This is a genomic window from Sphaerisporangium siamense, from assembly GCF_014205275.1.
Taxonomy (GTDB): Bacteria; Actinomycetota; Actinomycetes; order Streptosporangiales; family Streptosporangiaceae; genus Sphaerisporangium; species Sphaerisporangium siamense.
Genome location: NZ_JACHND010000001.1, coordinates 4,872,967 through 4,891,632, shown reverse-complemented (window position 1 = coordinate 4,891,632; position 18,666 = coordinate 4,872,967). Strand labels below are relative to the sequence as shown.

14 protein-coding genes and 1 pseudogene are annotated in these 18,666 nt (G+C 71.5%); 11 read left to right on the top strand and 4 right to left on the bottom strand.

Annotation, left to right across the window (positions count from 1 at the left end; all coding sequences use genetic code 11):
* Positions 1 to 166 precede the first annotated feature (166 nt).
* Genes BJ982_RS22670 through BJ982_RS22660 form a run of 3 tightly spaced genes read left to right on the top strand, consistent with a single transcriptional unit; the run spans position 167 to position 5,094 of the window.
* Positions 167 to 1,231 carry an ATP-binding protein gene (locus BJ982_RS22670; protein WP_184883179.1) on the top strand — a complete coding sequence of 355 codons (1,065 nt, stop codon included), beginning with the start codon at positions 167 to 169 and terminating at the stop codon, positions 1,229 to 1,231.
* Positions 1,221 to 3,860: a DUF5682 family protein gene (locus tag BJ982_RS22665; protein ID WP_260413828.1), complete on the top strand. Its 2,640-nt coding sequence runs from the start codon at positions 1,221 to 1,223 to the stop codon at positions 3,858 to 3,860. Before BJ982_RS22670 ends, BJ982_RS22665 begins: the two co-directional genes overlap by 11 nt.
* Before the next feature lie 55 nt (positions 3,861 to 3,915).
* Positions 3,916 to 5,094 (top strand): VWA domain-containing protein, encoded by a 1,179-nt coding sequence (locus BJ982_RS22660; RefSeq protein ID WP_184883177.1) that lies wholly within the window; start codon positions 3,916 to 3,918, stop codon positions 5,092 to 5,094.
* Positions 5,095 to 5,620: 526 nt separating this feature from the next.
* Here the strand turns inward: BJ982_RS22660 and BJ982_RS38590 are convergent.
* Positions 5,621 to 6,784, bottom strand: coding sequence for a site-specific integrase (locus BJ982_RS38590; RefSeq protein WP_203958899.1), 1,164 nt, complete (start codon positions 6,782 to 6,784; stop codon positions 5,621 to 5,623).
* A gap of 117 nt (positions 6,785 to 6,901) precedes the next feature.
* Here BJ982_RS38590 and BJ982_RS22650 point away from each other — a divergent pair, with 117 nt between their 5' ends.
* Complete coding sequence (locus BJ982_RS22650) at positions 6,902 to 7,099, top strand: hypothetical protein (protein ID WP_184883175.1); 198 nt, start codon at positions 6,902 to 6,904, stop codon at positions 7,097 to 7,099.
* 108 nt (positions 7,100 to 7,207) lie between these two features.
* On the opposite strand, the gene BJ982_RS39565 is transcribed toward BJ982_RS22650, so the two are convergent.
* The gene (locus tag BJ982_RS39565; protein ID WP_239122781.1) at positions 7,208 to 7,459 is read right to left on the bottom strand and encodes a hypothetical protein; all 252 of its coding nucleotides are present in this window, start codon (positions 7,457 to 7,459) and stop codon (positions 7,208 to 7,210) included.
* On the opposite strand from BJ982_RS39565, the pseudogene BJ982_RS40975 reads away from it, so the two are divergent.
* The 3 genes and pseudogenes from BJ982_RS40975 to BJ982_RS22640 all read left to right on the top strand — a co-directional run.
* Positions 7,377 to 7,544: pseudogene (locus tag BJ982_RS40975) on the top strand (MFS transporter); the annotation flags it as partial. The gene BJ982_RS39565 and the pseudogene BJ982_RS40975 overlap by 83 nt on opposite strands.
* A gap of 58 nt (positions 7,545 to 7,602) precedes the next feature.
* A complete protein-coding gene (locus BJ982_RS39560) occupies positions 7,603 to 7,845 on the top strand; it encodes a hypothetical protein (RefSeq protein WP_239122782.1) in 243 nt (80 codons plus the stop codon).
* A gap of 19 nt (positions 7,846 to 7,864) precedes the next feature.
* Positions 7,865 to 8,461: a cupin domain-containing protein gene (locus tag BJ982_RS22640; protein WP_184889164.1), complete on the top strand. Its 597-nt coding sequence runs from the start codon at positions 7,865 to 7,867 to the stop codon at positions 8,459 to 8,461.
* A 67-nt stretch (positions 8,462 to 8,528) separates the two neighbouring features.
* Here the strand turns inward: BJ982_RS22640 and BJ982_RS22635 are convergent, their stop codons facing one another.
* A complete protein-coding gene (locus BJ982_RS22635) occupies positions 8,529 to 9,302 on the bottom strand; it encodes a TNT domain-containing protein (protein ID WP_184883171.1) in 774 nt (257 codons plus the stop codon).
* A 518-nt stretch (positions 9,303 to 9,820) separates the two neighbouring features.
* Between BJ982_RS22635 and BJ982_RS22630 the strand changes: the two genes are divergently transcribed.
* Positions 9,821 to 11,362, top strand: a complete 1,542-nt coding sequence (locus tag BJ982_RS22630) for an aldehyde dehydrogenase family protein (protein WP_184883169.1) — start codon at positions 9,821 to 9,823, stop codon at positions 11,360 to 11,362.
* Here the strand turns inward: BJ982_RS22630 and BJ982_RS22625 are convergent.
* On the bottom strand, positions 11,352 to 13,637 hold the full coding sequence (locus tag BJ982_RS22625; protein WP_184883167.1) for an AAA family ATPase: 2,286 nt from the start codon (positions 13,635 to 13,637) through the stop codon (positions 11,352 to 11,354). The genes BJ982_RS22630 and BJ982_RS22625 overlap by 11 nt on opposite strands.
* Positions 13,638 to 15,274: 1,637 nt before the next feature.
* Between BJ982_RS22625 and BJ982_RS22620 the strand changes: the two genes are divergently transcribed.
* From BJ982_RS22620 to BJ982_RS22610, 3 genes are all read left to right on the top strand, one after another.
* On the top strand, positions 15,275 to 16,267 hold the full coding sequence (locus tag BJ982_RS22620; protein ID WP_184883165.1) for a pirin family protein: 993 nt from the start codon (positions 15,275 to 15,277) through the stop codon (positions 16,265 to 16,267).
* Between the two features lie 168 nt (positions 16,268 to 16,435).
* Positions 16,436 to 17,185, top strand: a complete 750-nt coding sequence (locus BJ982_RS22615; RefSeq protein ID WP_184883163.1) for an SDR family NAD(P)-dependent oxidoreductase — start codon at positions 16,436 to 16,438, stop codon at positions 17,183 to 17,185.
* A gap of 118 nt (positions 17,186 to 17,303) precedes the next feature.
* Entirely contained in the window at positions 17,304 to 18,563 is a 1,260-nt protein-coding gene (locus BJ982_RS22610) for a nucleotide sugar dehydrogenase (protein WP_203958900.1), read from the top strand.
* Positions 18,564 to 18,666: the final 103 nt, after the last annotated feature.

Genomic DNA, 18,666 nt, shown 5'->3' with positions numbered 1-18,666 from the left:
TCGGCATGCCGCCGGCCTTCCCCTTTCCCGGCGAGTTCCACGCATCGCCGGCCTTTCCCTTTTCCGGCGGTACGTACCCGGAGTGGTGCAGGGTGACGGGTCGTCGTGTCCTTGCCTTGCGGGTGTGGTTCGCCAGGATGACTTCGAGAAAGTGAGCTGAATAGATATGACCGTTCTGCGGCCCCACGCGGAAGACCAGTACGCCGACGAGCTGGAGATCCTCGCCAAGGCGGACGACCGGCCGAGGCCGCCGGGGTGGCGGCTCTCGCCCTGGGCCGTGACCACCTACCTGCTCGGCGACGGCGCCCAGATCACCCCCAAGTACATCGGCCCGCGCCGTATCGTCGAGGTCGCCGTGGCCACCCTGGCGACCGACAGGGCGCTGCTGCTGCTCGGCGTGCCGGGCACCGCCAAGACGTGGCTGTCGGAGCACCTGGCCGCGGCGATCAGCGGCGACTCCACGCTGCTCGTCCAGGGCACGGCCGGCACCGCGGAGGAGGCCATCCGCTACGGCTGGAACTACGCCCGGCTGCTCGCCGAGGGGCCGTCGCGCGAGGCGCTGACGCCGAGCCCGGTGATGCGCGCCATGGCCGAGGGCCGCCTGGCCCGCGTCGAGGAGCTCACCCGCATGCCGTCCGACGTCCAGGACGCCCTCATCACCGTCCTGTCGGAGAAGACGCTGCCCATCCCTGAGCTGAACGAGGAGGTCCAGGCGGCCCGCGGGTTCAACGTGATCGCCACGGCCAACGATCGTGACCGGGGTGTCAACGAGCTGTCCAGCGCGCTGCGGCGGCGATTCAACACCGTCGTCCTGCCGGTGCCGGCCAGCGCCGAGGAGGAGGTCGACATCGTGGCGCGCCGTGTCGCCCAGCTCGGCCGTTCCTTGGAGCTGCCTCCCACGCCCACCGGCCTGGAAGAGATCAGGCGCGTCGTCACGGTCTTCCGCGAGCTGCGGTCCGGGGTCACCTCCGACGGCCGCACGACCGTCAAGTCGCCGAGCGGCACCCTGAGCACCGCCGAGGCCATCTCGGTCGTGACCAGCGGCATCGCCCTGGCGGCGCACTTCGGGGACGGCGTGCTGCGCCCCGGCGACGTGGCTGCGGGCATCATCGGCGCCGTCGTGCAGGACCCGGTGTCCGACCGCGTGATCTGGCAGGAGTACCTGGAGACCGTGGTCCGCGAGCGCCCCGACTGGCGTGACTTCTACCGGGCGTGTCGCGATGTCTCCTGACCGGTCCCCCGCCGTGGCCGGACACGCCGCGATGTCTCCTGACCGGTCGCCCGCCGTGGCCGGGCGCGCCGCACGGCCCGGGCAGCACCGCAGGGACGCCGGGAGCGCGCCGGTGTTCAGCGTGCTCGGCGTGCGGCACCACGGGCCCGGGTCGGCGCGCGCGGTGGTCGCCGAGCTGGAGCGGCTGCGCCCGGACATCATCCTCATCGAGGGCCCGCCGGAGGCCGACGCCCTGGTGGCGCTGGCCGCCGACCCCGACATGGAGCCGCCGGTCGCGCTGCTGGCCCACGTGCCAGGAGAGCCGTCCCGGGCCGCGTTCTGGCCGTTCGCGACGTTCTCCCCCGAGTGGCAGGCCATCCAGTACGCCATCCGCGCGGGCATCCCCGTCCGCTTCTGCGACCTGCCCGCGACGCACGGCCTGGCCGGCCCTCCCGCCGAACCGGGTCCCGAGCCGGTGTCACCGTCCGTGGACGCCGACCCCGGCACCACGCCCCCCACTCCCCCGACCACTCTGGCGGGTCCAGGGCACCCGGAAGCACATCCCGGGAAGCCGAGTGGGCCTCCCGGGAAGCCGGAAGCGCACCGCGAGCAGCCGGGAGAGCCGAATGGGCGGCCTGGGGAGCCGGAAGCGCACCGCGAGCAGCCGGGAGAGCCGAATGGGCGGCCTGGGGAGCCGGAAGCGCACCGCGGGCAGGCAGAGGCGCGTCCCGGGGAAGTGCTGATCGCCCCGGACGCCGAGGCGGACGGCCCGCGGGGGCCCGTCATGCACCGCGACCCGATCGGCGAGCTCGCCGGTGCGGCCGGGTATGACGACCCGGAACGCTGGTGGGAGGACGCCGTCGAGCATCGGGGCGACACCCCGTTCGAGGTGATCGCCGACGCCATGGCCGCCGTGCGTGAGGGCTATACCCCTCACGAGCAGGAGGCCCGCCGCGAGGCGCACATGCGCAAGACCATGCGCGCCGCCGTCAAGGAGGGCCACCGTCACGTCGCCGTGGTCTGCGGCGCCTGGCACGTTCCCGCGCTGCGCGAGCCGGGCCCGGCCGCACCCGACGAGCGCCTGCTGAAGGGCCTTCCCAAGGTCAAGGTCGAGATGACCTGGGTGCCGTGGACGCACGGGCGGCTGGCGTCCTGGAGCGGCTACGGCGCGGGCATCACCTCGCCCGGCTGGTACGACCACCTGTTCGCCTCGCCGGACAAGCCGATCGAGCGCTGGCTCGCCGCGGCCGCCGCCGTGCTGCGCGAGGAGGACCTCCCGGTCTCCTCTGCCCACGTCATCGAGGCCGTCCGCCTGGCGAACAGCCTCGCCCTCGTCCGCGGACGCCCCCTCGCGGGGCTCGGCGAGGTGACCGAGGCGGTCCGCGCGGTGCTCTGCGAAGGCGACGAGCTGCCGGTGGAGCTGATCCAGCGCCGCATGGTCGTCGGCGAACGGCTCGGCCGCGTGCCGGACGACACGCCCATGGTCCCCCTGCAGCGCGACCTGCGCGACCGGCAGCGCCGGCTCAAACTGCGCCCCGAGGCGCTGGAGCGCGAGCTCGACCTGGACCTCCGCAAACCCCTCGACCTGGAGCGCAGCCGCCTGCTGCACCGTCTCAAGCTGCTCGGCGTGGCGTGGGGAACCGCGCGCGAGGCCCGCGGCAAGGGCACCTTCCGCGAGTCGTGGACGCTCGCCTGGCGCCCGGAGTTCGACGTCGACCTGATCGAGGCCGGCGCGTACGGCACCACGGTCCCCACCGCGGCCACCGCCCGGGTGCGCGAGCTCGTGGACGTCGGGTCGGCGCGGACGGCCCGGCACGCCGGGCCGCGGCCTGCCGCCGGGTCCTCGCCGAGGACGCTCGCGGAACTCACGGCGGTGGCCGAGCGCTGCCTGCTGGCCGACCTGCCGGACGCGCTCCCCCACGTCCTGGCGTCGATCTCCACCCGGGCGGCGCTCGACAACGACGTCACGCACCTGATGGCGGCCCTGCCCGCGCTGGTCCGCACGCAGCGCTACGGCGACGTGCGCGGCACCCCGGCGGCGGGCCTGTCGGTCATCGTGGACTCCCTGCTCGGCCGCATCCGCGCCGGGCTCCCCGCCGCCGTCACCGGGCTCGACGACGACTCCGCCCGCGAGATGCTCGCGCACGTCGACGCCGTGCACACCTCGGTCGGCCTGCTGGAGTCGCGCAGGGACGGCTGGCTGGCCACGCTGCGCGGGATCGCGGAGCGCCGCGACCTGCACGGGCTGATCAGCGGTCGGCTGACCCGCATCCTGCTCGACGCCGGCACGATCCCGGCCGACGAGGTCGCCCTGCGCATGTCCCGGGCGATGTCGGCGGGCACCCCGCCCGCGCAGGCCGCCTCCTGGGTCGAGGGCTTCCTGGCCGGCAGCGGCCTTCTCCTGGTCCATGACGCCGGCCTGCTCGGCCTGATCGACACGTGGTTGACGAGCCTGCCCGGCGAGGCGTTCGTGGACGTCCTGCCGCTGCTGCGCCGCACGTTCGGCGCGTTCCCCCCGCCGGAGCGCCGCGCCATCGGCGGGCGGGTGGCCTCGGGCGACGCGGCCCCGGTCTCGGCGCCCGAGGCGGACGCCGAACGCGCGGGCCCCGCCGTCGCCACCGTCCTCACGATCCTGGGAGAGACGTCATGACTTTCGAGCCCCGCGCGCGGACCAGAAGCCGGCACGACACGAGAAGGAGCGCGTGATGGACGAGCGGTTGCGCAGATGGCGGCTGGTGCTCGGCGGCGACGCCGACGGAACCGGCTGCGCGCTGGGCGGCGCCGACGCCCAGATGGACGCGGCACTCGCCGCCCTCTACAACGGCGGGCGCGGCACCGGACAGGACGGCGGCGGGCGCGCGGACGCGCAGCGCGGCGCGGGCCTCGGCGCCTCCGCCCCCCGGGTCGCGCGATGGCTCGGAGACATCCGCAGCTACTTCCCCTCCACGGTCGTCCAGGTCATGCAGAAGGACGCCATCGAACGCCTCAACCTCACCCGCCTGCTGCTGGAACCGGAGATGCTGGAGGCCGTCGAACCCGACGTCCACCTCGTCGGCACGCTGCTCTCGCTCAACCGCGTGATGCCCGAGACCGCCCGCCGGTCGGCCCGCGCGGTGGTGGCGAAGGTCGTCGCCGACCTGGAGCGCCGGCTGGCGCAGCGTACGCGGACGGCCATCACCGGCGCGCTCGACCGGTCCGCCCGCACCCACCGGCCGCGCCGGGTCTCCGACATCGACTGGGACCGCACGATCAGGGCCAACCTGAAGAACTACCTGCCCGAGAAGAACACCATCGTCCCGTCGCGGCTGGTCGGGTACGCGCGCAAGCAGCGCGCGGTGATCCGCGAGGTCACGCTCTGCATCGACCAGAGCGGCTCGATGGCGGCGTCGGTGGTGTATTCGAGCGTCTTCGGGGCCGTGCTGGCCTCGATGCGCGCGCTGCGGACGTCCCTGGTGGTCTTCGACACCAGCGTCGTCGACCTGACCGACCAGTTGCACGACCCGGTCGAGCTGCTGTTCGGCACCCAGCTCGGCGGCGGCACCGACATCAACCGCGCCATCGCCTACTGCCAGGGGCTGATCACCCGTCCGACGAACTCGATCTTCATCTTGATCAGCGACCTGTACGAGGGCGGGGTGCGGGAGGAGATGCTGCGCAGGGTCGCGGCCATGACGGCGGCCGGGGTCCAGGTCATCGTCCTGCTCGCGCTCTCGGACGAGGGCCAGCCCCACTACGATCGCGACAACGCCGAGGCCCTGGCCGCGCTCGGGGTGCCGGCCTTCGCCTGCACGCCGGACGCCTTCCCCGACCTCATGGCCGCCGCGATCGAACGCCGCGACATCGCCCAGTGGGCCGAACGCACCCTCGCCGTCCGAGCGACCTGACCCCGAGAGTCGGCCAGGGTAGCGCGGAAGGCCACGTACGGCGCCGGGGCGGGGAAGTGCACTCTTCGACGACTTTTCGACGACTTTCCGAGCGACCCGCGCGGCGGGCGGGACGGTGACGCACGCCCCCCGTCGCCGAGGTGTTCGGGCACCGCCTCATGCGGATCACCGGCCTACAGCTCTTCGCCTCGCCCGCCGGCCCTGAGCCTTTCTTCCCTAGCGACCTGCCCCCGCAAGCCCTTTCCGTCCGAGCGTCCCTCCCCGTGAGCCCTTTCCGTCCGAGCGTCCCTCCCCGTGAGCCCTTTCCGTCCGAGCGATCTATCTACTTCTCCGGAGGTCGGACACACTGCCGTCGCCTGCGGCATGCCGTCGCCGGTGTGCCGGGCGATGACCTAGCCGCGCTCCTTTACAACGTAGATTTTTGGGATAAAAGGGGCGACCGGCCGGTCTGACCCCGTTCAGCACGGCGCGCCGCTTTCGACCGGGCATATGGGGCGCCCGGCTTCGCGCGGGCACGTGCGCTGGCTCACGGGCGGGCGGGGCCGGCGGAGCGGAGGTGGCGGAGCGTCCAGCCGTGGCCTTCGGGGTCGAGGTCGCGAGTCGCGGTCGTGAAGAGTTCGGCGGCGCGACGGTAGGACAGGCGGCCACGGCCGGTCACCGGGCACCGGTCGCGGGGTGCGGTGCCGGACGGGGCCCGGCGTTCGGTGAGGAAGACCGGGCCGCCGGCACGTCCAACGAGAAGCAACGACAGGAGCCGCGCCGTGCCCGGTCTCCACCGGATCTCGGAGATCGCACCCGCCTCCTGGCCGGTTCCGGCCGCCGTACCCGCCTGGGGACCGGTCCGGGACGCCGTACCCGTCTGGGGATCGGTTCCGGCTGCCGTACCCATCTGGGGATCGGTTCGAGCCGCCGTACCCATCTGGGGATCGACTCCCGCCGCCGTATCCATCTGGGGACCGGCTCCCGCCGCCATACCCGCCCGCGCGCCGGTGCGGGACGCCGTACCCATCTGCGGGCCGGTCGGAGCCGACGTGCCTGCCTGCGAACGGCCACCGGAGGCCGTACCGGCTTGCCGACGGGTCTGGGCCGCCGTGGCGGCCCGTGACCGGTCGCGGGGAGCCGTGCCGTGCCGGTGGCTCTCGTGAGGTGTGCGCACCCGCATGCGGCCGAGGTCCAGGTCGTCCACGTTCAGGGCTAGGAGTCGCTCGATCGGGGCGGCGGTCTCGTACAGCAGCCGCCAGCAGACCTTCTCGCGCAGCGGCACCGGCAGCGCGAAGATCGCTTCGACCTGCTCAGGGGTGAGCGCCATGGATTCGGAAGCCTGGCCTGGCGGAGGACGCAGCCCGCGGAGCGGGTCGCCGGTGATCCACCCGCGCGTGCGCCACCAGGCGATCGCCCCGCGCAGGATGGACAGTTCACGGCCGATCGTCCGCGGGTCGGCGACGGCGGCCCGGTGGGCGAGGGCGGCGCTCAGGCGGTGCGGCGCGTCGGGGGCGTCGAGCAGGGCCAGGGGCACGATGGGCGGTGCCGCGCCACGGCGGGCCCTGCCCTCGGGAGGAGGCCGGTCGACGAGGGACCACGCCCAGGTGGCGAGGGCGATGCGGTACACGCGCCGGGACGCCTCGGCCAAGCGCAGCGTGCCGAGGTAGTGCTCGACCGCCACGGCGTACTCGACGGGCGCGAGCGTCACCGCGCATCCTCCTCGGTCGACGATCTTCCTGAGCGCCACCATGTCTCCGGGGAAGTCGCGTAAGACATCGAGGTCCCGGGGGAAGTCGCGTAGGACATCGAGGTCCCCACGGGAGTCGTGCAGGACATCGAACCCGACGTGCCGGACACGACTGGCCATATCGAGGTGTTCTTCGACGCGCCGGAGAAGACGGGACAGCCGCCCTCGGCAGCGATGCTCGTGGCGCGCGATCGTGCGCTGGTTGCGGCTGAGCGTGGCGAGGTGGCCGTGGCGGAATGGGGAGATGCCATCGTCGTCACCCTCCTGCCGCAGTAAAAACGCAACCCCCAGGGCCGCCGTCCGATTCAATATATGCACTCTTATCAGGCCGATGGCAAGGAACCTTCGCTGTGAGGATCCTGCAGTAAAGAGACTCAACTATCCTCAGTCGCCCGCTTGAAAGCCGTCGCGCGGCACCGCAAGGTGGACGGTCATGGCGCGGAAATCACTCGGGAAATGGGCGCGCGGACGCCTGGCCGCTCTGGCGTACAGAGATCTGCGGCTCTTCTTCGCGGGCGAGGCGACCTCGCTGCTCGGCTCGTCGATGGCGGCGCTGGCGGTCACCTTCGCCGTCCTGGACACCGGCGGAACGCAGACCGAGCTCGGCGTCATCATGGCGGCGCGGATCGTCCCCATGGTGGTGCTCCTCCCGCTCGGCGGCGTCGTCGCCGACCGAATGGGCCCCCGCCGCGTCATGCTCGCGGCGGACGTCCTGCGCGGCGCGAGCCAGGCCGTCCTCGCCGCCGCGTTGTTCGCCGGCCGCCCGTCGATCTGGACGTGTGCCGCCGGAGGTCCTGGCGCGGATCACCTCGCTCACCGGCGTGGGCGCCTTCGCCCTCGGGCCGGTCGGGCTGGCCGCCGCCGGTCCCTTGGCCGCCGTCACGGGCGTCACCACCGTGCTGGCCTTCGGCGCGGTGTGGCAGCTCGTCGCCGGCGCGGTGGTCCTGGCCGTACCGGACGTGCGGCGCCTCACCACCCCGGCGCGCGCGGCCGGCCCACCCGCGGCGGCGCCGGTCGAATAGGATCTACGGTGTGCTGCTCATGACGCTGGGCGCGTACCCCGACGGCCCCTCGGTCCAGGTGTCCGGCGAGGCTGAGGCCCTGCGCGTGGCGGGCGAGACCTTCACCGGCCCCGACCCGGTCATCCTCGTCGACCAGGGACGCAGGCTCTTCCTGCGCCGTGACGTTACCGGCGCGTTCGTCGCCGTCCAGGAGCGTCCCGCGGTGGCGGAGGCGCTCGACCTGCTCCCCCACCCCGAGGGCGGGTGGTTCCGGGAGACCTGGCGGACCGCTGTGTCCTTCGAGCCCCCCGGTCACGGCGGGCCCCGGCAGAGCGCGACGGGCATCTACTTCCTGCTTCAGCCGGGTGAGGAGTCGGTGTGGCACGTCGTGCGCTCCGACGAGGTGTGGTTCTGGCACAGGGGCGGGCCGCTCGACCTGGTACTGGGCGGCTCCGGCGCACGCCCGGGCGAGGCGCGGACGGTCCGGCTCGGCCCCGACGTGGAGGCGGGCCAGGAGCCCCAGGCGCTGGTGCCGGCGGGGACGTGGCAGGCTGCCCGACCGGCGGGGGCCGAAGGCGTGCTGGTCAGCTGCGTGGTGTCCCCGGGATTCGACTTCGCGGACTTCACGGCCCTCTGACGCCGCCGCGCCGCCGGGTCGTCCGGTGGGAGCGCGCGGGCGGGGTGCCGCTCCCCCGCCCGGCCGTTCAGTTGAGCCGCACCAGGTACCCGTTCTGGACGAGCCAGCCGACGGAGACCTCGTCCCGGTTCTGGGGCGCGTCGGCGATCAGCCTGCTCACCAGGTGGTACTGCGAGCCTCCCCCCGGCTGCTGGAACGCGGAGGCGATGGGCCCGAAATCGACGGCGAACTCCCTGATCACCCGGTATGCATGGTAGTTGCATGGATATTCGGGAGATTCGGGGAAGGTGTCGAGATTGGTGGGGGGAATGCCGCGCTGCTCGTAGGGAGTTCCGTAGGGGGCGAGGAAGGCGCCGTTCTCACTGCCGAACCGGTCCACTCGTTCGCTGACGCGCAGGGTTTTCGAGGCGATCAGCGGCCTGCCGTTCGGATAGCCGCCTGAGTGCGCGAACCCGAAGTCCGGCGGGAATCGGTAGAAGCCGGCCGACCAATCCCAGTAGCGGTTGAGGAACTTCTGCGGAGGAAGACCCCCGAGGGGGACGTAAGTCTGCAATATCCGGCCCAGGACCCCTTTCCGCGGCAGGTTCTTCGGGCCGAGCCTCGGATCCTCGTTGACGTACGGCGCGGTACAGACGGGCTCGCCCGGCGTGGCGGGCCGTACTCCCCCGTGGGCCGGGGCCGTAGCGGTGACCGGTACGGCATGGGAGGGCGTCCAGGCGGAGGTGCGGGCCGTCGGGGCGAGGCTCGGGCCGGTGCCCGCCTGGGCCGGGATTCCGGCGAGGGACAGGGCGGTGATGCCGATGGCGGCGGCCAGCGACGTGCGTCGGCGAAGGGTTCGCAATGGGTCCTCCTGCTCCGTGTGCGGCGAATTCGGGCACGTCTCATCGGATTCGCCGCACACGACGAATCACGGAAAATGGACGATTGACAGGCCTATCTCGTCCGGTTCGGGCGTCAGGGTCAGTCGAACCGGCGGCACCGCGATGTGGGCCGTTAGACGAGACGGGCGACAATCGATCTCCTGCGTACCCGGCACGCGATCAGGAGTGCTTCGAGCGCGGCAATGGAAGGACAAAAAACGACGGACAATCCTGTCGTCGGCTGCTGATTGCCCCCCTGGCCGGGAAATGTAGATTGAGCCGCATATTTCCCACCACACCCCGCAGGCCGGTCACTTATGCCACCGTTTTCCGGGGTCCAGGACGGCGACCGTCTCGGTCGCGGAGCCGTCCGCCGGTGATCATCCGGACCGGTTGCTGTGGACGACGGGAAGTTGTCCACAATCGCCGGACGGTGTGTTGGGGGAAGCCGTCGCAGGCGGAAGAATGACAGGCAAGCGCCCATGCGAGGAGGTCAACGGTGACCCGCCAGATCAGCTCCGTCATCGGCGGCAAGCCTGCCGACGACGCCAGCGGCACGACCTACGAGTCGATCAACCCGGCGAGGACGTCCGAGGTCGTGGCCGGCGTCCGGCTCGCGGGCGAGGCGACGTTCGCCTGGGCCTGCGGCGTGGCGTCGGCCGCGCAGCGCGAGTGGGCGGCGGTCCCCGCGCCCGTGCGCGGCCGGGTGATCGCCTCGATCGGGCGGCTGGTCGAGGCCAATACCGAAACCCTGGCCCGGCTCGTCACCGCCGAGATCGGCAAGCCGTACGCCGAGGCGCTCGGCGAGGTCAGAGAGATCGTCGACACCTGCGACTTCTTCCTCGGCGAAGGCCGGCGCCTCTACGGCCAGACCGTGCCGTCAGAGATGCCCGACAAGAGCCTGTTCACCTTCCGCGTGCCCGTGGGCGTCGCCGCCGTCATCACCGCGGGCAACTTCCCCGTGGCCGTGCCGAGCTGGTATCTCGTCCCGGCCCTGCTGTGCGGCAACGCCGTGGTGTGGAAGCCCGCGGAGTACGCCGCCGCCTCGGCCCACGCGCTCTACCGCCTCTTCGCCGCGGCCGGGCTGCCCGACGGGGTGCTGAACATCGTCTTCGCCGACGGCCCCACGACGTTCGCGGGGCTGGACGCCGCCCTCGGCGAGGGCACCGTCCAGAAGGTCGGCTTCACCGGCTCCACCGCGGTCGGACGCCAGATCGGCGAGCTGTGCGGGCGTCACCTCCAGTCGCCGTGCCTGGAGCTGGGCGGCAAGAACCCCATGGTGATCATGCCGGACGCCGACCTCGACCTCGCCGTCGAGGGAGCACTGTTCTCGGGGTTCGGCACGGCCGGGCAGCGGTGCACCTCCCTCGGCACGGTCCTGGTGCACGAGTCCGTGCACAACGAGTTCGTCGGCAGGTACGCGCGGGCCGTGGCCGGGGCGAGCGTCGGCGACCCCGCCGGGGAGGTCCTCTACGGTCCGATGCTCGACCAGCGGTTCGCCGAGCGCTTCGAGCAGTACCTCGGCTGGATCGAGCCGCACCACGCGGTCGTCACCGGTCCCACCGGCCGTATCACCGCGGGCAACCCTCGCGGGGACTTCGACGGCGCGGACGGGCTCTACTACCACCCGGTGGTGGTCGACGGCGTCCGTCCCCACGACCGGCTGTTCCTGGAGGAGACCTTCGGGCCGATCGTCGGCGTCGCGTCGTTCGACAGCCTGGACGAGGCGGTCGAACTCGCCAACCGGCCCGGGTACGGCCTGTCCTCCTCCATCTACACCACCGATCCGCGGGCGGCCTTCCGGTTCCGCTCGGGCATCGGCGCCGGGATGGTGAGCGTCAACAACTCCACGTCCGGCGCCGAGGCCCACCTCCCGTTCGGCGGAAACGGCAAGTCCGGCAACGGCAGCCGCCAGTCCGGACAATGGGTACTGGACCAGTTCACCCGCTGGCAGTCCCTCAACTGGGACTACTCCGGCCGCCTACAAAAGGCTCAGATGGACGTCGCCGAGATAATCCCCGACCTCGACTTCAAACTTTGAAGTCGAGGGGCTGGCCGGTGGTGGTGTGCAGCGGGGTGGGGGAAGCGGGCTGCTCAGAGGGGTAGCCGAGGAGGCGCATTGCGGTTTCGGGGTCCAGGGCCGCGGCGAGGAGCTGCGTGCGTTCGACGGCCCGTGCCCGGTTCTCCTCGGCTCTGGCACGTGCCGCCTGCTGAGCACGGACGGCCATGACAGCGACCACAGCACCGGCGCCCAGCACCACCAAGCCGGCGAGCATGGCCGCCACCGCGCGCAGGGACAGCCCCGTACTCCCGCCCCCATCGGCAGAAATCTGATCTCCACCGAAGAGCGCCACCCCAATCAACACGAACACGACAAGCCCAATGACGGCGGCCACCACCATCCCTACCGGACCGATAAACCGTCTCCGGCCAGGAGCAGCCCCATAGCCGTATCGAGCTCGCCTCCCGCTCAAAGGCGCAGTCCCGTTCGTGTCACCGACCCCGGATCCAGCCTCGGTTCCCGTCCATGTCCCAGTGTCGATTCCGGTTCCGTTCGGCATTCCGTTCCGGGGCGCGGTCTCGGCTTCCGGTCGTATCCCAATTCCCATCCCAGGACCGGTTCCGCTCCGGGTGCCGGTTCTCGTGGGCGCTCCGTTCACGGCGGCAGGTCCGGGTTCGCTTTGGGTGGGTGTGAGGGGTTGGGGGGCTTTGGTGGCGTTGGACAGGGTTAGTCGGTGGGCGGTCATGATGTCGGGCCAGGTGATGTGCTCGCGTTCGGCTCGGAGGGCGGTGATCAGTGACTCGTTGACCAGAGTTCTGATCGCGGGGCCGGTGAAACCTGGAGTGGTCGCCGCGAGGGTGTCGAGTTGGTCCGGCGTGAGCTGGTGGCGGACCTGCGCGAAGTGCGCCTGATAGATGCGGAGACGTCCGGCCTTAGATGGGAAGGCGACTTCGTAGACGCGGTCGATGAGGCCTGGACGTACCAGCGAATCGTCGAGCGATTTGGGACTGTCACTGGACAACACGACGAGGATTCGGTGCTTGGGGGGCGGTAAGGGCCGCATGCCGAGCAATCGCCGTACGTGGACGTTGAAGAAACCGTGTGGTCTCGTAAGTCCTGACAGTTCTGCCAGCAGGCTCATCAGGGCGGGTGGGCGGCCGGTCGCCGACAGGTGATCGTCACTGGCCGGCAGAACTCCGGCGTGCGCGTTTCGAGGTGTCGCGGCACTGACGGATGCTGCTGTGCCACTGGCGGGGGAAGGTGCGTTCGGCGGCGCCAGGGGGGCGTCGAGGATTGGCTTGCTGGGGGGAAATGGGCCGTTCTCCAGCCATCTTTCCGGGGATGCCGAGCCGTTTTCCGTCATGGCGCGGGTCGGGGCGGTGGTGCCGTTGGTGGGCATCGCGTCCGACGGAGGGGTACGGCTGCTCAGGCGAGCGTTTCCATGCGGTGTGGGGTGGGGGGAACGTGGGGGGCTTGACCAGGTCTCTGCGTTGGGGAAGTGGACGATCACGCCGTTATGACGGAGAGCGAGTCTGCGGAGTCTCCGGAACAGGGTCTTCATTTTCAGGGCGCGAAGTGCTGGGAGTGGACCAGTGAAGGCGTCGGGGCGCACATGGACGTACGGCTTGGCGGACTCGCCGGCGAGGGACTCGGCCATGAGGGTTTTGCCGGTGCCGGGCGGGCCCGACAGGAGCAGTCCCCTGGACACGTGGCCGCCCCTCGCCTCGAACGGCGTGGGGTCTCGGAGCAGAACGACGTGGTCCCTGAGCCGATCGACGATGTGGTCCTGTCCCCAGATGTCGGAGAGCCGGGTCGCGATCTCCCCTGGGAGGCAGGTGTCGATCCCGGCGCGGAGGAAGCGCCAGAGGAGCGCGCCGGCGATGATCCCGACGAAGAGGACACCGAGGGCGAGCTGCGGCGCGTAGGCGATGAGTTCGCCCAGCAGATCAGGCGCGCGGAGCAGGGCGTTGAGCGGCGGGGCGCCGACGATCTCGGCGAGGATGAGCGCGGCCACTACCAGCCAGAACAGTGACTTGGCGGTCGTGGCGAGGAGGTGACGGCTGCGGTCGTCAAGGCTTGTGTGCGCCCAACGGTCGAGACGGGCCAGCCTCGCGTCCCGCCGACGCCGGTAAGTGGCCGAGCGTTCAGCGGTCAGGATGTGAACCTGCCGCAGAGTCTCGATGACGATCAGTACGAGGACGACCGGGCCCACGTAGCCGCTCGCGACCGCGCCAAGCGCCTCACCGAAGCCGGCCGTTCCTTCAAGGACGACCACGTGCCGCAAGGCCATGACGAGAAAAGCGACCACGAGCACTAGGAGGATTTTGCCCTGGTCCCAGATGCCCGCGAATGTCCTGATCGGCGTCGGTGCCTGCCCTACAGCGTCCACCTCAGAGGACGCGGCCGTCTCCGCCCTTTCCTGATTCCACCCACGTCCCGATGTCGGACCACGCCCGAGCGGAACACGCGGACCTGGACGCCCGTACCCCAGTGACTCCGCACCTTCATGAGTCAGGTCCCCATAAGCGGCCTCCCCACGACCCCGGGAACCGTCCCACCGACCACGGGAACCGCCGTCACGACCGTTGCCACCGTCGGCCGGTCCATGGGGTTGGTCGTGACGGCGCCCACCTGTCCCGCCACCCGGCCCCCCTGCCCGACCGTACGTACCCTCGGCCCCGCCGTACCCCAGGTCGGACGAACTACGGCGACGACCGTTACGGCGGTGTGCGTCTGACCCGTCGCCCTCTGCTCCTGGCTCGCCGTTGGCATGTGCGGCGCCGCCGTGTCCGAGATCGGCTGCGTTGTGGCCGTGTTCGACCGCCCCGGGGCGCTCTCCCCCGGCCTCACTGTGCGGACCGTCGGCACCGCCGGTGCCGAAGAACCAGTCGTGGGCGTGCGTCTGTGTCCCGCTGCCGCCTTCTCGCCCTGGATCTTCGCGCCCCGGTTGGCCGTCCGTGATGGGCGACGTGGCGCCGCCGGGTGGGGTCGCGCCGGCGGGGAGGAAGGATGGGCGCGGTGAACGGCCGAAGGGGCTGCCTTCGGGAGGAATGGACGACATGTCTCTCCTCGGACAGGCGGACCGGGCCGGCCGGGTGGCCGCTCGACCGCGAAGGACCACGCCCATCCGCCGACCGCCGGACCCCGGGCAGCGGCGACATCCGGCACGGCGGCGGGTGCCACGACCGGTCGCAGGAGCGCGGCACCGATCGGGAAGCGGCGGGGACGGGTGTTGTCGAGGGGTGCGGCGCGAACGGGGAGGGGCACGAGGGTTGCTTCTATTGCGGGATAACAGGATGGTTGTCCCCTTTTCTGGCAGCCCTCTACCGTGACGAGCGGAGGGATCTTGACCAAATCTTGGCGGAAAGTCCACTCGACTTGTTACATAGACCGGCCGGCCCGGGATGTGCTGGGCAGTCCGGGTGGAGCGATGTCGGCGACCACCCTCCTGCCCATGGGGGCGGTTTCGTCGTTCTTGATGGTGTAGCCGTCTCGGAAGGCGGACTTCCACTCGGATGCCTTGGCGCCATGAGGGATCACCACGGACCGACAGGAAGACCAGGCCCGCAGCGGGACCCGACCGGCCGACTCGACAGCACAACCCGACAGCACAACCCGACAGGCGGAGACGACAGGCGGGCGGCCAAGATGGAGCCGAGTCGGATGCAAGCCGGGCGGACAGGGTTTTCTTGTTGGCATCCTCACCCGCAGAGGACCCCAGTCGCGCCAGCTTGCGAGAGACCACGCTCATCCGCCGAAGCTCAAACGCCCAGGACGACGCCGCCCGCTGATGCAGACGGACCCAGGAGGAGGTTGGGCTGAGTGACGGTTCGAGGCATGATGGAATAGTTGAAATGTCAACTGCTGTTGTGCGGACTATCTGATGTGCTGCGGCGCGGGATCGGGAGGCTGGGCCTTGCCGGACGGGCGCCGTGACGAGAAGGAGGGGCCATGCCGGCCGTTACCGCTGACACCCTGACCCTGCCGCGGCTTCCGCGCCTGCCCGAGGCCACCACGGCGTGGCGGCCGGTGAGCCGGGTCATCACCGCCGAGCGCCACCTGGAGGGCGAGGGGTTCGCGGTACGCCGTCCCTTCCCCACCGTGGACCTGTCGCTGGCCGACCCGTTCCTGCTCCTCGACCACATGGGCGCGGTGGAGTACGCGCCGGGCGAGGCCAAGGGCACGCCGTGGCATCCGCACCGCGGTTTCGAGACCGTGACCTACATCATCGACGGCGCCTTCCAGCACCGGGACACCACGGGCGGGGGCGGCCTGATCTCGGACGGTGACACGCAGTGGATGACCGCCGCGAGCGGGTTGCAGCACATCGAGCAGCCTCCGCCGGAGCTGGTCGCCGCGGGCGGGCTGTTCCACGGCGTGCAGCTCTGGGTGAACCTGCCGCGGGCGCAGAAGTGGGTGGCGCCGCGCTACCAGGACATCAGCCGGAACGACGTGAAGCTGCTCTCCAGCGCGGACGGCTCGTCGCTGGTCCGGGTGATCGCCGGATCGGTGGCCGGGTACGACGGTCCGGGCGTCACGTACACGCCGATCAACTACCTGCACGCCACCGTCGCCCCCGGCGCGCGCCTCGACCTGCCCTGGCCCACGGACTTCAACGCGCTGGTGTACGTGCTCAGCGGCCGTGGCACGGCGGGGCAGAACCAGGTCCCGCTGGACGAGGGACGGCTCGCGGTGTTCGGGGCGCGCGGCGAGGCCCTGACCGTGCGGGCCGCGGAGACGCAGCCGTCGGCGTCCGCCGCGGGGTGGGAGATCCTGGTGCTCGGCGGCCTGCCGATCCGCGAGCCGGTCGCCCGCTACGGGCCGTTCGTGATGAACACGCGCGACGAGATCGTGCAGGCGTTCCAGGACTTCGAGGCGGGCCGCATGGGCGTGGTCCCGCCCGAGAGGGTGCCCCACCGCTCCACCGAGGACGAGACCATCTGAGAACGGCCACGTCGCATCGAGGGCCGGGACGGCCGTCCCAGGGAAGAACCTGGGGCCGGGCGTCCCGGCCACGGGCCCGGCGGGGAGCGATGCGGTGTGACCGTTCGGTGATCGTCTGAGGGCGTGCGCCGGGAACGGGGGGCGGGTGGGACGGGCTAGTCTTCCGGCATGCCTACCGCACTCATCACGGGAGCGACCGCCGGGCTCGGCGCCGCCTTCGCCCGCAGGCTGGCCGCTGACGGATTCTCGCTGGTGCTGGTGGCCCGCGACGAGCGGCGCCTCGACGCGACGGCCGGCACGCTGCACCGCAGGTACGGGGTGCGGGTGGAGGTGCTGCCCGCCGACCTGGCCACGGAGAAGGGCGTCGCGGCGGTGGAGGACCGCCTGGCCGAGGGCGTCGACCTGCTGGTGAACAACGCGGGGTTCGGTCACCCGGGCGACGCCCTGGACGTCCCGGTGGCGGATGAGGTGACGATGCTGCGCGTGCACTGCGAGGCGGTGCTGCGGCTCACGCTCGCCGCGCTGCCGGGCATGCGGGTGCGGGGACGCGGCGGCGTGATCAACGTGGCGTCGGTGGCCGCGTTCCTCGCCGACGGCACCTACAGCGCGTCCAAGGCGTGGGTGGTGAACTTCAGCGCGGGCCTGGCGGCCCGGGTGCCCGAGCCGCGGGTGCACGTCATGGCGCTGTGCCCGGGTTTCGTGCGGACCGAGTTCCACGAGCGGGCGTCCATCGACACCTCCGGCATTCCGGACTTCCTGTGGCTGCAGGCCGGCAAGGTGGTGGACGCCGCCATGCGCGACCTGGCGCGCGGCGTGCGGATCAGCGTGCCGGACCCGCGGTACAAGGCGATCGCGGCGGTGGCCAGGTACGTCCCCCCGGGGCTGGTCGCGCGGGCGTCGGCGCTCCTCGGCCGCTGACCTGCGGCGTTACCACCCCCAGGACGACACGCGCGCCGGTGGCGGAATGATCGTCGCGGCGCGTCCGGGCGGCCTACAGTCGGCTTCGACGTGGTGGGGAGCGACGGGGGGTCGTGACGTGGGCGACAAACTGGTGGTGGTCGGGCAGGGCTACGTCGGCCTGCCGCTGGCCATGCGGGCGGTGGAGGCCGGGTTCGACGTCGTGGGGATCGACGTCGACGCCTGGCGTGTCAAGCGGCTCGACGCCGCGGAGTCCTATATCGAGGACGTCGGGGACGACGTGCTGGCGGAGGCGCGCCGGTCGGGCCGCTACCTGCCCTCCACCGACTACGCCGACGCCGAGGGGTTCGACGTCTGCGTGATCACGGTGCCGACGCCGCTGCGCGAGGGGGTCCCGGACCTGCGGCACATCACCGAGTCCGGGCGCTCGATCGCGCCGTACGTGCGGCCGGGCGCGACGGTGGTGCTGGAGTCGACGACCTATCCGGGCACGACCGAGGAGCACCTGCGGGCCGTGCTGGAGGAGGGCTCGGAGCTGCGCACGCCGGAGGACTTCTCGCTCGGCTACAGTCCCGAGCGCATCGACCCGGGCAACGCGCGCTGGCGCCTGGAGAACACGCCGAAGGTGGTCTCGGGGGTGGACGCGGAGTCGCTGCGCAAGGTGCGGGCGTTCTACGAGCGCATCGTGGAGCAGGCCGTCCCGGTGTCCTCCACGCGGGTGGCCGAGCTGTGCAAGCTGCTGGAGAACACGTTCAGGCACGTCAACGTGGCACTGGTGAACGAGCTGTCGATCTTCGCGGGGCAGCTCGGCATCGACGTGTGGGAGGCCATCGACGCCGCCTCCACCAAGCCCTTCGGCTACATGCGGTTCACGCCGGGGCCGGGCGTGGGCGGGCACTGCCTGCCGATCGACCCCTCGTATCTGTCGTGGAAGGTCAAGCACAGCCTCGGGCACAACTTCCGGTTCGTGGAGCTGGCCAACGACATCAACGACCACATGCCGGACTACGTGGTGCACCGGCTGGCGCTGGCGCTGAACCGGCGCGGCAAGCCGGTGCTCGGCAGCCGGGTGCTGGCCCTCGGCCTCGCCTACAAGAAGAACACCGGGGACATCCGCGAGTCTCCGGCGATCGAGGTGGTCAAGGCGCTGCTCAAGCTGGGCGCGGAGGTGCGGGTGGCCGACCCGCACGTGGGCGCCCACCCGCTGGAGGGCGGGCTCGTGCTGGTCGAGGCCACGGCGTGGGAGCTGGCGCAGGCGGACCTCGTGGTGATCCTCACCGACCATGACCGCTTCGACTACGACCTGGTGCGGCGGGCGTCGGATTTCGTGTTCGACGCGCGCAACCGATGCAGGGGCCCGAACGTCGAGCGCCTGTGACCTGACGCCGCACCCGGGGCGGCATTGGGGGGCGCCCCGGGCCGCGTGGCGGGCGAGACGGGGATAAAAGGCCGGTAAGAAGATCGTCGCCTGAGGGCGTCCG

What these genes read in the sequence shown, in the direction of transcription:
- BJ982_RS22670 (WP_184883179.1), top strand. Translation starts at nt 167, where the DNA reads ATGACCGTTCTGCGGCCCCACGCGGAAGACCAGTACGCCGACGAGCTG.
- BJ982_RS22665 (WP_260413828.1), top strand. Translation starts at nt 1,221, where the DNA reads ATGTCTCCTGACCGGTCCCCCGCCGTGGCCGGACACGCCGCGATGTCT.
- BJ982_RS22660 (WP_184883177.1), top strand. Translation starts at nt 3,916, where the DNA reads ATGGACGAGCGGTTGCGCAGATGGCGGCTGGTGCTCGGCGGCGACGCC.
- BJ982_RS39565 (WP_239122781.1), bottom strand. Translation starts at nt 7,459, where the DNA reads ATGGGGACGATCCGCGCCGCCATGATGACGCCGAGCTCGGTCTGCGTT.
- BJ982_RS22640 (WP_184889164.1), top strand. Translation starts at nt 7,865, where the DNA reads ATGACGCTGGGCGCGTACCCCGACGGCCCCTCGGTCCAGGTGTCCGGC.
- BJ982_RS22620 (WP_184883165.1), top strand. Translation starts at nt 15,275, where the DNA reads ATGCCGGCCGTTACCGCTGACACCCTGACCCTGCCGCGGCTTCCGCGC.
- BJ982_RS22615 (WP_184883163.1), top strand. Translation starts at nt 16,436, where the DNA reads ATGCCTACCGCACTCATCACGGGAGCGACCGCCGGGCTCGGCGCCGCC.